Annotated in this window: 13 protein-coding genes; 4 read left to right on the top strand and 9 right to left on the bottom strand. The window is 61.7% G+C overall.

The genetic code is table 11. The features are described 5' to 3' along the window. Positions 1-751 precede the first annotated feature (751 nt). Entirely contained in the window at positions 752-1,054 is a 303-nt protein-coding gene (locus CXR43_RS14015; RefSeq protein ID WP_103334805.1) for an SH3 domain-containing protein, read from the top strand. 326 nt (positions 1,055-1,380) lie between these two features. On the opposite strand, the gene phnE (CXR43_RS14010) is transcribed toward CXR43_RS14015, so the two are convergent. The 4 genes from phnE (CXR43_RS14010) to phnD form a co-directional block, all read right to left on the bottom strand. Further along, positions 1,381-2,184 (bottom strand): phosphonate ABC transporter, permease protein PhnE, encoded by an 804-nt coding sequence (gene phnE / locus CXR43_RS14010; RefSeq protein WP_103334802.1) that lies wholly within the window; start codon positions 2,182-2,184, stop codon positions 1,381-1,383. Further along, positions 2,181-2,981 (bottom strand): phosphonate ABC transporter, permease protein PhnE, encoded by an 801-nt coding sequence (gene phnE / locus CXR43_RS14005; protein ID WP_103334800.1) that lies wholly within the window; start codon positions 2,979-2,981, stop codon positions 2,181-2,183. The genes phnE (CXR43_RS14010) and phnE (CXR43_RS14005) overlap by 4 nt, the downstream gene beginning before the upstream one ends. Then, a complete protein-coding gene (gene phnC, locus CXR43_RS14000; protein ID WP_103335336.1) occupies positions 2,978-3,799 on the bottom strand; it encodes a phosphonate ABC transporter ATP-binding protein in 822 nt (273 codons plus the stop codon). The genes phnE (CXR43_RS14005) and phnC overlap by 4 nt, the downstream gene beginning before the upstream one ends. A gap of 68 nt (positions 3,800-3,867) precedes the next feature. Then, positions 3,868-4,821, bottom strand: a complete 954-nt coding sequence (phnD, locus tag CXR43_RS13995) for a phosphate/phosphite/phosphonate ABC transporter substrate-binding protein (protein WP_103334798.1) — start codon at positions 4,819-4,821, stop codon at positions 3,868-3,870. A gap of 189 nt (positions 4,822-5,010) precedes the next feature. On the opposite strand from phnD, the gene CXR43_RS13990 reads away from it, so the two are divergent. Then, positions 5,011-5,919 carry a LysR family transcriptional regulator gene (locus CXR43_RS13990; protein ID WP_146036529.1) on the top strand — a complete coding sequence of 303 codons (909 nt, stop codon included), beginning with the start codon at positions 5,011-5,013 and terminating at the stop codon, positions 5,917-5,919. Between the two features lie 5 nt (positions 5,920-5,924). Beyond that, on the top strand, positions 5,925-6,701 hold the full coding sequence (gene pcaD, locus CXR43_RS13985) for a 3-oxoadipate enol-lactonase (protein WP_103334793.1): 777 nt from the start codon (positions 5,925-5,927) through the stop codon (positions 6,699-6,701). Positions 6,702-6,714: 13 nt separating this feature from the next. Here the strand turns inward: pcaD and CXR43_RS13980 are convergent, their stop codons facing one another. From CXR43_RS13980 to CXR43_RS13965, 4 genes are read right to left on the bottom strand one after another with little or no spacing between them, the layout of a single operon-like run. After that, complete coding sequence (locus tag CXR43_RS13980) at positions 6,715-7,431, bottom strand: SDR family oxidoreductase (RefSeq protein ID WP_103334791.1); 717 nt, start codon at positions 7,429-7,431, stop codon at positions 6,715-6,717. Further along, positions 7,428-7,718, bottom strand: a complete 291-nt coding sequence (gene catC, locus CXR43_RS13975; protein ID WP_103334789.1) for a muconolactone Delta-isomerase — start codon at positions 7,716-7,718, stop codon at positions 7,428-7,430. Before catC ends, CXR43_RS13980 begins: the two co-directional genes overlap by 4 nt. Position 7,719: 1 nt before the next feature. Next, positions 7,720-8,025: a YciI family protein gene (locus tag CXR43_RS13970; RefSeq protein ID WP_103334787.1), complete on the bottom strand. Its 306-nt coding sequence runs from the start codon at positions 8,023-8,025 to the stop codon at positions 7,720-7,722. A 4-nt stretch (positions 8,026-8,029) separates the two neighbouring features. Beyond that, positions 8,030-9,355, bottom strand: a complete 1,326-nt coding sequence (locus CXR43_RS13965) for a short-chain fatty acid transporter (RefSeq protein WP_103334785.1) — start codon at positions 9,353-9,355, stop codon at positions 8,030-8,032. A 191-nt stretch (positions 9,356-9,546) separates the two neighbouring features. Between CXR43_RS13965 and CXR43_RS13960 the strand changes: the two genes are divergently transcribed. Next, positions 9,547-10,560: a cyclase family protein gene (locus tag CXR43_RS13960; protein ID WP_103334783.1), complete on the top strand. Its 1,014-nt coding sequence runs from the start codon at positions 9,547-9,549 to the stop codon at positions 10,558-10,560. A gap of 58 nt (positions 10,561-10,618) precedes the next feature. Here the strand turns inward: CXR43_RS13960 and CXR43_RS13955 are convergent, their stop codons facing one another. Continuing rightward, the gene (locus CXR43_RS13955; RefSeq protein WP_146036528.1) at positions 10,619-12,217 is read right to left on the bottom strand and encodes a hypothetical protein; all 1,599 of its coding nucleotides are present in this window, start codon (positions 12,215-12,217) and stop codon (positions 10,619-10,621) included. Positions 12,218-12,421 lie beyond the last annotated feature (204 nt).

Raw genomic sequence — 12,421 nt, 5'->3', positions numbered from 1 at the left:
GGGGCTGATGCACCTCTGTTTCCCTGTGGGACTTACAAAATGTACGCGGTCCGGCCAATACAACCTCGAATTGTGGTGAAGATGCGGGTTTGTTCGCTGCTCCGAAACCATTGGCGCGGCCCAGTCTGGCCGCTTCATACCGCGTTGCCGAAGGCAAGACTCGGGCCAGAACCCCACAACAAAATGTGACCACATTACGGCAAAAAGAACACAGTCCATGGGGGAGCTTCGCTGTTAAGACAAATTGCAACCCCAATTCTGAGCGACAAACGTGCGAATCGGTTTGGGGCAAAGCCTCGGGAGGGGTGATGGTAGTGGTAACGAGTTTGGACTGCCGGGCGGCGCTGGATCTTGTGGCGCATTTTCTCGGCATCGCAACACATGACAATATCAACGCCGCCCCTTCGGCCGCGTCTGTACCGAGGGTCGCCCGTTCAGGGCCAGTATCGGGGACAACGGGCTATTGCTGAGCCCCTCCGGATGGTAATGTGCGTGCGCTCTTGCTTGATGGACATTTGCCTGCACTAAGAGCGACTCGATCATTGATTTCGTAAAAAAGTCTTGGCCTTGCGAAGGGTTTCGGCAGGCCATCGACGCGTGGTGTGGCCGAAGACTACATCTCCACCAGGGCAAGTGATCCCGCAGGGGACCGGTCGTGCCTGACAAGGGCGGTCGTCTCGGCCGCATGCGGCTATTCCGTTTGACGTTCAGAGCTCCTAATACAAGGTGCGAACAACAAACAGGCAAAACAATGCGAAACGCACTCCTTGGTTCGATCGTGGCAGCCATGCTGGCGACCGTGTCCGCGATCACCCCTGCTGCGGCCGATCCCTTGGGCAGGCATGAGGTTTTTGGCGTCGATGACGATGACATGCTCAAGATGCGTGCCGGTCCGGGGGTTGGGTATGTGGTGATCGTCGGCCTGCCGAACGGTGCCGTGGTGCGGGTTCACCGATGTGAACAATCCGGAAGCACCCGTTGGTGCAGCGTCACGCTAGACCGGGTGCGCGGGCTCAAAGGCTATGTCTCTGCGTCCTATCTGCGCAAACTCTGACCAATACTCCGCGGGCCGGAAAGGGGCTCTGGCGAAACCGGGCGGGCAGCGCGCCGCGATCTGGCCAGAATGAAGCAGGTTAACGCCGCTGGCACCGGGATGCCCGTCCCGCACAAGGTCATGCTATGGGGACCGTTCCGCCCCGCAGATTTCGCCGGCTGTCAGCAAACATGACGGGTCATTGTGAACGGATTTCAGCAAAACGATACTTAGTGCAGGCACCCGACCTGCCGCCAGCGGAGCATGGCGCGAGCAAAATCCGTCGATCACACCGCGGGCATCGGGCTGCAAAGAGCCCGGGCGACTCTGTGGGCAGCGACCTTAGATCAGATGATCGCGGCACGCACGCGGGCCGACACCCATTCTGACGCCACCACGGTCAGAAGAATCAGCAGCAGGATCATCGTGACCTGCGGCCAGGCCAGAGTATTCAGAGAAGCCTGCAGCTTCAGCCCCAGCCCACCGGCGCCCACCAGCCCGAGAATGGCGCTTTCGCGGATGTTAATATCCCAGCGAAACACCGTGATGCCCCAGAAGGCAGGCATGATCTGTGGCACAATGCCATAGGTGAGCACTTGCGCCGCGCTCGCCCCTGTCGCCGTCACCGCCTCGATCTGGCGGATGTCGGTTTCCTCGATCGCCTCATACAGCAGCTTGCCGATGAACCCGATCGAGCGGAGGCCGATGGCGATGATCCCGGCCAGCAGCCCCGGCCCAAGGATGGCCACCAGCAAAAGCGCCCAGATCAGCGAGTTGATCGACCGCGAGGCCACGATGATGAACAGCGCCACAGGCCGCAGGAAAAGCAAGGAGGGCGAGGTGTTGCGCGCCGCCAGAAAGGCCACCGGCACGGCGAGGATCACCCCCAGCAGCGTGCCCAGTGTCGCCATGTTGAGCGTATCCCACAAGGGCACCAGCAGTTCCGGCAGATAGGACAGGCGCGGTGGCATCATCCGCCCGCCAATGTCCGCCGCTTGACGCGGAGCATCCCAGATGAAGGCCCAGATGGTATTGGCGGTCATCACCTGCCAACAATAGACGAACAGCGCCACCAGGCACAGCCAGCCAAACCACAGCGCCAGCCGGGCACGCGGGCTACGGAAGGTCCATGTTTGTGGAAAGGTACTCATTGCAGGAACTTCCGCAGATAAGACGACGAATACTCCGCCACCATCACGATGGCGATAACAACCAAAAGGATCGCCCCCGCACTGTCATATTCATAGCGGTCAATCGCCGTGTTAAGGGTGGCCCCGATGCCGCCTGCGCCGACAATGCCGATCACCGCGCTTTCGCGGAAGTTGATGTCCAGCCGGTAGAGGGACAGCCCGATCAGGCGGGGCATCACCTGCGGCTGCACGCCGTAATGTACCAGTTGCAGCCAGCTTGCGCCCGTTGCGCGGATCGCCTCGGCCTGCGCTTCGTCAATGTCCTCAATGTCTTCGGCCAGCAACTTGGCGATGAATCCGATCGTGGCGAAACTCAGCGTCAGGAACCCGGCAAAGGGGCCAAAGCCGAACATGGCCACCAGAAAGATCGCGATGATCACTTCTTGCAGCGCGCGGCTGACCGCGATGATGCTGCGGCAAATGTAATAGATCCACGGCGGCGCAATGTTCCGGGCCGCCCCGATGCCGATGGGCACCGAGATGGCGACCCCGACCACAGTCGAGGTCAGCGTCATCGTCAGACTTTCAATCAGCCCGTTCGAGATGTCGCGCCAGCGCGAGGTAAAATCGGGCTGCAGAAACCCGTTGATAAAGCGCAAGCCCCGTTCACCGCCCTCGATCATCCGCGCCCAGTTCACCTCGACGCTGCCCATCCCGATCACCAGATAGGCAAGCACCGCCACGCTCAGCGCAATACGCCACCGCCGGTCGGTGACAATCTGCGGCGGACGCCGCCATGTGGTGGGATAGCCGCTCATGCGTTGATCATCGCCAGACGCGCTACGGCTTCGGCCTCGGCCACGCGGTCTGCCTCGCCATCCTTGCGCATGGCCGTCCAGTCCTCGGCCCCATAGATCGTGGTCAGCACGCTTTCGGTCAGCTGTTCGGGCGGTCCGTCAAACACCACCTGCCCGGCGCGCAGCCCGATGATGCGCTGCATGAACTGCTGCGCCAAGGGCACGTCATGAATGTTCACAATCGCGGGCAGGCCGCGTTCGGCACAGATCTCGATCAAAAGCCGCATGATCTGACGGCTCGTCTTGGGGTCTAGGCTGGCCGTTGGCTCGTCCACAAGCAACAGCTCCGGCTCTTGCGACAATGCCCGCGCAATGCCCACCCGCTGGCGCTGCCCGCCCGAAAGGGCATCGGCGCGCTTGTCGGCATGGTCCACAAGGCCAACGCGGTCCAGCAAGCGATAGGCCCGCTCTATATCCGCCGGGGGAAAGCGTCGCGTGAAGCTTTGCCAGAACGACACATAGCCCAGCCGCCCTGACAATACGTTTTCCATCACGGTCAGCCGCTCGACCAGCGCGTATTCCTGAAAGATCATCCCGATCCGCCGCCGTTCCCGGCGCAGGGCGCGCGTGCCCAGACCGGAAAGCTCGGTTCCCGACAGGGTGATCCTGCCGCTGCTGGGTTCCACCAGACGGTTGATGCAGCGGATCAGCGTTGACTTGCCCGCCCCCGATGGTCCGATCAGGCCCACCACCTGCCCCTTCGGCACGGTCAGGCTGACTTCGGCCAGTGCCTTGTCTCCACTCCGATAGGTCTTGGTCAGATCAGTCAGGGTCAGCATGGGATGTCCTTGGCAGAAATGCAGGATGCGGGCGGAAATCTCCGCCCGCATCAAGGTCTGTCAGTCGGTCACTGGCAGGTGTATTCAACACCCATTGCCGCGTCGATTTCGCGCACGACAGTCCAGTTGTCCTTGAACGTGATCGGAATGAACTGCGACTCCCCCGATTTACCGAATTCTGCCTCAAGGCTGGTGCCGGCCCAGTCAAAGCTGAAGAACCCGTCACGGATCTTGTCCTGCAGGTCCGGCGTCAGGTTATGGGCAACGCCATACCCTGTGGTCGGGAAGGTATCGGATTTGTAGATGCTGACGACCTGGTCGGCCTTGATCACGTCGCGTTCGATCATTCGGGCCATAACCGAGTTGGCAATTGCGGCAGCGTCATAATCCTTGTTGGCGACACCAAGGATGGAATTGTCATGTGCGCCTGAAAATGCCGGGGTAAAGTCGGTGCCGGCGACCATGTTGTAGGTCGACGCCAGCAGGGCCGACGGTGCCTTGAAGCCGGAGTTCGAGGTTTCCGCCGTAAAGGCCATGGTGCGGCCCTTGATGTCCTCCACTGACGTGATGCCCGATTCCGGATGGGTGATGAACTCCATCTCATAGCCAAAGCTTCCATCGGCGGCGGCCATCATCGCAAAGGGGCGGAACCCCGCACAGGCCACGGCCAGCGGGTTCGACCCGGTGTTGAAGCCGGAAATATGCAGACGGCCCGCGCGCATCGCCTCGATCTGGGCGGCGTTGCTGTTGATCGGGAAGAACTGCACGGTCTTGCCGGTAACGGTTTCCATATGGGTGATGAAATCGGCCCAGGCTTCGGCATAGACGGCCGGATCTTCGACCGGAGTATAGGCAAAGATCAACGTGTCAGGGTCTACCAACTGGGCAGGGTCGGTCGGAATATCGGCAATCATGTCGCCGTCCGCGTCGGTGTAGCGCTGATCCAGCGCGAATTCGGCGGCGGCGGGGAAGGCGACAACGCAGGTCAAGGCGGTTGCGGTCAGGATGGTGCGGATGGTCATGGCGATCTCCTTTTCAACTGGAGGTCGCCTAGCAGCCGCATGTCACAGCCAGATATCGTGCAAGTGACGATTTGGTGACGGACGGGCGCTTCAAAAGCCCTAGATGCCGGCAGGCTGTTGCATTTTACTGCACCGCCGCTTATCATTTTTTCTGATATAAACCATTCAGTGATTAGAAAAGGAAATGTGTTGCTGACGCTGAAGCATTATGAATTGCTGTGCGTTCTGGCCGAAGAGCTGCATTTCGGGCGGGCGGCAGCCCGGCTTGGCGTGTCTCAGCCGCAGCTTACCCAGCATCTGAAACAAATGGAAGAAATTGTCGGGGCTCTTCTGTTTGATCGGACCCGGCGCCGGGTGTCGATTTCGCCTGCAGGCGCGCTGATTCTGCCCGATGCCCGGGCGGTTGTGCGCCATGCCCGGCGCGCCGAGGACGTCGCCCTGCGCGCCGGGCGCGGGATTTTGGGAGAGCTGTCGCTGGGCTATGTCGGTGCGGTCGCTTTCAATGGCGTGTTGACACGGATTCTGACCGATTTCCGCGGCCGTGCAGCCCAGATCGACCTGCGGCTGGTGATGATGGATCTGGACCGCCAGTTTCCAGAGGTCGCCGCCGGCAACCTGGATGTGGGGCTGGTGCGGCTGCCCTATCCTGATATTCCGCCCGATGTCGTGGCGCACACCCTGCATCACGAGGCCTTGTGGATCGCGCTGCCTGAAACCCATGAACTTGCTGGCGCGGAGGAAGTTTCGCTTGCCGATCTGAATGGGGCCGATTTCATCGCGACCCATTTGCCGCCGAACACCGGTTTTTCAGCGGCCGCCCATGCCGCCTGGGCCGAGGCGGGGGTGACCCCTAATATCGTTCACCGTGCGCCGCAGTTTGCGGCCATTGTCTCTTTGGTCGGGGCCGGGCTTGGCGTGGCGATCGTGCCGGAGGCCATGCGGCATGCGCTGTTGCCCGGAGTGGTCTACCGCCCGTTGCGGGGCACCTCGCGGACGGCGCCGATCGCGCTGATTTACCGGGCCGACAGGGAAAGCCCGCCGCTGAACCTGTTTTTGGCCAGTATTAGAGACGTTTTCGACGGAGGGATCGCGACGTGACGCCGATGAGTGTAGAAGAGTTCGGCGCGCTGCAAGGCGTGCATTATGGCTATCGTCCTGCGCAGGGAGAGGCCCCTGTGCTGGTCTTTGCCAATTCGCTTGGCACTGACCTGCGGGTCTGGGACCGGGTCTGCGCGCGACTGCCGGCTGACTGGGGTATCTTGCGGCATGACAAGCGCGGGCATGGGCTGAGCGTCGCGCGTACTTCACCGAGCATCGAGACCATGGCCGATGATGTGGAGATGCTGCTGGATCATCTGGAGATCACCCGTTTTGCGGGCGTCGGCCTGTCCGTGGGCGGGCTGATCATGCAGCGCCTTACGCTGCGCCGGGCGCAGGCCATGCCGCATCTGGTGCTGGCGGATACGGCGGCCAGGATCGGCTCACCCGAGCTTTGGAACCCCCGAATTGCTGCGGTGCTGGACAATGGCATCGCGTCGATTTCCGATGCCATCCTGTCACGTTGGTTTGCCCCCGGCTATGCAACGACGCCCGATTTCCAGATGTGGCGCATGATGCTGGAGCGGACACCGGCGCAGGGCTATGCCGACGTTTGTGCCGCGATCCGCGATGCCGATTATACTGCGGATCTTTCGCGCATTCGGGCGAAAACGCTGGTGGTGGTGGGGCGTGACGATGCATCGACACCGCCAGCGCTAGTGCGTGCCATGGCAGAGCAGATTGCCGGGGCGCAGTTTGTCGAAATTGCCGATGCGGGGCATCTGCCATGCGTGGAGCAGCCAGACCGGTTTGTGGCATTGCTGACGCAGCTTCTGGCCTGAAGGGGTGGGGCCATCAGGCCCCGCCCAAGCCCACCGTAACGCCGCCGCAGACAAACAGGGTCTGTCCTGTAACGAACCCCGATGCGGCCGCGCAGAAGAACGCCACCGCATTGGCCACATCTTCGGGCTGGCCCATGCGGCGCAAGGGCACTTTGTCGATGATCTGGCGGGTCAGAGGCGCATCCGGGGGATTGTTGGCCCAGAACGCTGCCGTGCCTATGGGTCCGGGGGCAACGCAGTTCACGGTGATACCGCTGGAGGCCAGTTCCAGCGCCCAGGTCCGGGCCATGGCCTGCGCTGCCCCCTTGGTGGCGCTGTAGAGCGTGCGCTGTTCCTTGCCCAAGGTGACCCGGCTGGTGTTCATCACAATGCGCCCGCTGCCTGCCGCCTTCATGCCGGGCACAAAGGCCTGCGCGCAGATCAGCGAGGCGCGCAGGTTCACATGGAACAAATGGTCAAATTCGTCCAGATCCACGGCTTCCAGCGGGCCGGGGGCGACGATGCCGACATTGTTGACCAGACAGGTGACACTTTCCGTGGCGACCAGGTCTGCCGTGACGGCGCGCGTCGCCTCGGCATCGGACAGGTCGACCTGGACGAAGCGGTCGGGGCGGATTTCGGGGTCAGCGGTGTCCAGCACCACGGTGCGGAACCCGTCAGCGGCCAGTCGTGCGGTGATGGCCGCGCCGATTCCGCCCGCGCCGCCGGTGATGACGGCGGTCTGGGTCATCGGTCATCCTCATGGATTGAGGAGGGGTGACGGCACAGCGGTGCGACGGTGATCTTCATCCACTGGTACAGCGGCAGGCCGGTCAACACCTCGTGCAGATGGGCGTTGTCGCGGCAATCAAAGATCGACAGGTTGCTGTAGCTGCCTGCCACCCGCCACAGGTGGCGCCAGATACCCTGACACTGAAGATCCTGTGCATAGGCCTTTTCCCGCGCCTTGATTTCTGCCGCCTGCGCTTCGTCCATGTCAGCGGGCAGCAGAACGGTCATCTCTACCTGATACAGCATGTCAGCCTTCTTCCAATGTGTTGCGCCTGTCCAGATAGGCCTGTCGCCAGCGGGTGATGACCACCCGGTCAAACAAATCGCCCTGATGGAAGGGATCGGCGGCGATGAATGCCTCTGCCTCGGCACGGGTTTCGAGTGCGACAAGGTACAATCCACCACTTGCCGCGCGCCCGTCATCTGACAACTTGGCACCGCAGGCCAGCAACAGGTGGCGGTTTGCCTCCAGATACTCCAGATGCGCGGGCCGAAGCCGGAGACGCAGGTCTCCGGCTTCGGCTTTGTCGTAGGTTTCGATCATGTATGGCATCTGGTCAGGCCCCCATTTGGCCCCAGATCGCGACGGCAGCACCGAAGATCACACCCAGATAGATCAGGATCAGCACCATATAGCCCATGATGTCGCGCAGCTTCAGCCCCGAGATCGCAAGGGCGGGCAACAGCCAGAACGGTTGCACCATGTTGGTCCACTGGTCGCCGATCTGCACGGCCACGGCGGTGGCAGGGATTGGCGCGCCCAGCTGGCGGGCGGCTTCCATCATCACCGGGCCCTGAATGACCCACTGACCGCCACCCGAAGGCACGAAGATGTTGATCAGGCCGGCCGAAATGAATGACCAGATCGGCAGCGTTTCGGCGGTCGATATGCTAACAAACCAGCTGGCGAAGGTCACGATCAGGCCGGATCCGGACAGGATGCCAAGAATGCCGGCGTAGAACGGGTATTGAATAATCACACCCCCCAAGATCTTCACCCCGTCCGTCAGGGCCGCCAGAAAGCGGTTGGGGGTGACAAACAGCAGGATGCCAAGAAACAGGAACAAGGTGTTGACGAAGTTCAGCGTGATGGCTCCACCGTTCCAAAGGTACAGCCCGGTATACAGCACCCCAAACAGGCCGGTACCGACGCCGATGATGGCGCTGTTGTTCAGCTTTTCGGCAACCGAGTCGCGGGCGGTGTCGGGTTGGGTTACGCGCGCTTGCTCATTGGCCGCCACCTCCTTGATATCCGCCGGGTTTTTCGGCAGCAGCATGGCGTTGAAGAAGGGCAAGGTCAGCACGATAAACGCGCTGGTGATCAGCATGATGGGCGAAAAGATCGTCTCGCTCAGTGGAATCAGACCAATGGTCTCCTCCAGAAAATGTCCCGGCGTGTTGATCAGCAAGGGGACCGAGCCAGACAGGCCGATGCCATAGATGGCAAAGCCGGAATAGCCCGCCGCGATGACGAGCGGATAGTGCAGCCCCTTGACCTTGTGGCCCAGTTTCTGCGCGATCAACGTGCCGATGACCAGACCAAAGCCCCAGTTCAACCAGGTGGCGACACCTGCGATCATGGTTGCGGCAATGACGGCGCCGCGCGGGGTGGTAACCGGGGCAATCAGCTTGTCCATCAGCCAGTTGACCAGCGGCGTCCGTGCCAGAATGTAGCCGGCCAGCAGGATGATGGTCATCTGCATGGTGAAGGCCAGCAGGCTCCAGAAATTGTCGCCCCAGTACTGCGTGGCTTCCAGAACACCGGTGCCCTGGCTCAGCACCGCAAAGACAACGGTCAATGCGGTCAGGATAATGGCCACGACCAAAGGGTCGGGCATATAGCGGCTCATGATCCGCATGAAAAAATTGGCGATCGCGTTCATCTGTTCTCCTCCGAAGGTTTCCCCGAACCTTATATGTATTGCTTATCAAACCTTCGTAGTTATATTGTCAACGCATAAATTGCGATGGATGTGGTTGCGCAAGCCTTGCGTCGCGGGTCATATCAGTGATGTGCGCCACCTGTGGACTGCCGAGAGCGCGGAACGGTTGAGAAGGCAAAACGGGGGATGGAATGAAGCGGTGGAAGAACAGCCCCGAAGGGTCAAACTGGGGCCGGTTCGGCCCACAGGATGAACTGGGCACGCTGAACCATATCGGTGCTGCGCAGCGGCTTGCAGCGGCAAAGGAAATCCGGGAAGGGCTGGTTTTTTGCCTGTCATTGCCGCTGGACATCCCCGGCACCGTCTCGATCCACCCGCGCCGCAAACCGCCACGCCTGCAGCCGACGTTTCTGGGCGATACGCCCTATATCAACTATCCGCTCGAAAACGTGGCGGCGGGGCTGCAGGATGTGCTGAGCGACGATCAGGTGCTGCTGTCCACCCAGTATTCAACGCAATGGGATTCGTTGGCCCATGTCGGTGCGCTCTTCGACGCGGATGGCGACGGCGTGAGCGAAGCGGTCTATTACAACGGGTTCCGGGCCGGTTCCGACATTGAAGGCCAGACCGATGGCAGCGTGCACGGGTCTTTTGCCCGACATCTTTCGGTAGCGGGAATGGCGGAAAGCGGGGTGCAGGGACGCGGAGTGCTAATTGATCTGCTGCGCGCTTTTGGGCCAGAGCGGCGGAGTGTCGGGCTGAATGATCTGCAGGCGGTGATGGCAGCGCAGCAGGTTGAGGTGCGGCAGGGCGATATCGTCATGCTGCGCACCGGATATGCCGAGGCTTTGCTGGACATGCAGTCAGCACCCGATCCGGCGGCACTGGACCGGTTTGGCGCAGTGCTTGACGGAACAGATGACGCGTTGAAACGCTGGATCAGCGACAGCCGGATCGCTGCGATTGCGGCAGATAATTATGCGGTGGAAAATCCGCATCTGACCCCGGATGATTGCTGTTTCAAGCTGCCCTTGCACCACCATTGCCTGTTCAAACTGGGGATGCCACTGGCCGAGTTGTGGTACATGCGTGATCTGGCCAGTGCCTTGGAACAGCGCGGGCGTACGGCTGTGTTTTTGACGGCACCGCCCTTGCGGTTGCCGGGCGCGGTGGGATCGCCAGTGACCCCGATTGCCACGATCTGACACGACCGCACGGTTGCCTAGACGGGCCTTGACTGTGCAGCGTGTCGTGAGCAGCGGGTCAGAAAAATTCGATCTCTGATGCTGTTGGTTCAGGCTCTGGCAAGGCGATTCCGGTCACAGCGCCATGAACCTCACGCTCGCTTGCCATTGTGTAAATGGAGATGAACTTTTCAAGGTTGCCGGGATTGGGCCGCCCATGATTGATCGGTGCCGCCGAGTTCCGCAGGATGCGCAGCGAGGCCAGAACACGGGCCATTGCCGCCTGACTGTCCTTGGCGGCGTGGTCCAGTGCAGCAACGGCAACGTCGATATCTGACAGCAGCGCAGCAATCCGGCGCTGGCTGTCATCAGCGGCATCGATTCGGGCCGAAGAGGTTTGGACCGATTCATCAAATCCGGCCAGACCCTGTTCCAGCGCGGCGATGACGCTGCCATCAAACCCGTCTGACAGACCCTTGATCGACAGGCTGGCAGCGGCAGTCTTGTCGCGGAAAGCGGCCGAACTTTCTTGCACTGCCTTGGCCAGAACGCCAAGCGGCAGCCGTGCTTCGCCGGTACGACCGGGCAGCAGCAGGGCGTTGGTTGCTGCGATGCTGACGCTGGCGGCGCTGGCGCGCAGGGCATCAAACTCGCGCTGCGCCCCGGCGAGCGCGCCGGAGATCTGGCGCGCGGCCGCCGCTGCCGAGGACAGCGAGGCCGCAGTTTCCTGATTGCAACGCTGCACACAATCCAGGGCGGCCCGTCGGCTCTGCAACAACCGGCCAAGCGGGCTGGACGCAAGCGCCGCCCCATCCACCAAGGCAGAGCGCCGTGCCAGCTTTGCAAGACGGTCAAGGCTGTTGACGGCGGCCGAACACACCGAACCCGCATCCGCAACTAGCGCCGCCTCCAGCGCGGCGGCCAAGGGGGCAGTGTCGACAGGGTCGACATCGGACGTCAGGATCGTTTCGATATGCTCCAGCCTTTGGGCAAACTGATCGGCGAACTGGACCATGGAAATCAAAGCCGAAATCTCTGTCCGCCCCCCTTGCGACAGCCGATCAATCCGCCGCGTCAGATCGGCTCGGAACGCCCGTTCTTCGCTTGCGAGGCCAGCACTGGCGGCATGGGCCTGAGCCAGTTCATCCAGCATGCGTTGCAGGCCGGTCGTCGCCATACGCTGGGCCGCAACCGCTGGGCCGCGTTCAAGATCGATCACTTCCACACATTCGGTCAGCGATTGGGCGTTTTCCTGCACGGCTTCGGCGATCTGCTGCACCTCGACCACATAGGCTTGCAGCACATCCACCCGCAACGAGGCGGCGGTGAGCCGGGTCAGCGCGGCATAGGCCTTGAGCGACCGCGCCTCTTGCGCAATCTCATGCAGGGCGGCGCGGGTTTCACCAAGGGCGCGGATATAGGTATCGCCAGAGATGACTGGCAACACACCCACCAATGTGCGGGCGGCATGATCGGCCTCGGCCACGGGATCGGGACCGGTACCTTCCGCCGCCAGATGGTCTGCGAGGGCGGCAAAAAGCTCTAGCAGCGCGAGAACGGCCGCCTGAACATCCCCCAGACGCACGGCAAGTTCGGCAAAGGAGTCACGGCTGGCAATCCCTGCTTGTGAGAGGGGGGACTGTGTTGCGTTGGATGCGCTCGCGGCAAGTGAACCCATGCGGTTTCTGTGTGCTCCTCAGCTTTGTCCTGCCGGAGGTTAGCAGCGGGTCCTTACGGGGGGATGAACGTGATCTTGGAGGGGATGGAGGTTTTTCTTAAGATTTGCGGCCCATGGTCCGGCTGGAGGCAATATGGGGCGAGTCGGAGAATGGAGAGCGGGATTGGGTCTGGCGCGGGCAGGGTACATCTTGTGGATCACGCG

The sequence above is a fragment of the Pseudotabrizicola formosa genome (assembly GCF_002900965.1).
GTDB lineage: Bacteria > Pseudomonadota > Alphaproteobacteria > Rhodobacterales > Rhodobacteraceae > Pseudotabrizicola > Pseudotabrizicola formosa.
This window is presented reverse-complemented; position numbering and strand designations above follow the sequence as displayed.

Excerpts from the sequence above, each read along its gene's own strand:
- CXR43_RS14015 (WP_103334805.1), top strand. The coding sequence starts at position 752 with ATGCGAAACGCACTCCTTGGTTCGATCGTGGCAGCCATGCTGGCGACC.
- phnE (WP_103334802.1), bottom strand. The coding sequence starts at position 2,184 with ATGAGTACCTTTCCACAAACATGGACCTTCCGTAGCCCGCGTGCCCGG.
- phnE (WP_103334800.1), bottom strand. The coding sequence starts at position 2,981 with ATGAGCGGCTATCCCACCACATGGCGGCGTCCGCCGCAGATTGTCACC.
- phnC (WP_103335336.1), bottom strand. The coding sequence starts at position 3,799 with ATGCTGACCCTGACTGATCTGACCAAGACCTATCGGAGTGGAGACAAG.
- phnD (WP_103334798.1), bottom strand. The coding sequence starts at position 4,821 with ATGACCATCCGCACCATCCTGACCGCAACCGCCTTGACCTGCGTTGTC.
- pcaD (WP_103334793.1), top strand. The coding sequence starts at position 5,925 with ATGAGTGTAGAAGAGTTCGGCGCGCTGCAAGGCGTGCATTATGGCTAT.
- CXR43_RS13980 (WP_103334791.1), bottom strand. The coding sequence starts at position 7,431 with ATGACCCAGACCGCCGTCATCACCGGCGGCGCGGGCGGAATCGGCGCG.
- catC (WP_103334789.1), bottom strand. The coding sequence starts at position 7,718 with ATGCTGTATCAGGTAGAGATGACCGTTCTGCTGCCCGCTGACATGGAC.
- CXR43_RS13970 (WP_103334787.1), bottom strand. The coding sequence starts at position 8,025 with ATGCCATACATGATCGAAACCTACGACAAAGCCGAAGCCGGAGACCTG.
- CXR43_RS13965 (WP_103334785.1), bottom strand. The coding sequence starts at position 9,355 with ATGAACGCGATCGCCAATTTTTTCATGCGGATCATGAGCCGCTATATG.
- CXR43_RS13960 (WP_103334783.1), top strand. The coding sequence starts at position 9,547 with ATGAAGCGGTGGAAGAACAGCCCCGAAGGGTCAAACTGGGGCCGGTTC.
- CXR43_RS13955 (WP_146036528.1), bottom strand. The coding sequence starts at position 12,217 with ATGGGTTCACTTGCCGCGAGCGCATCCAACGCAACACAGTCCCCCCTC.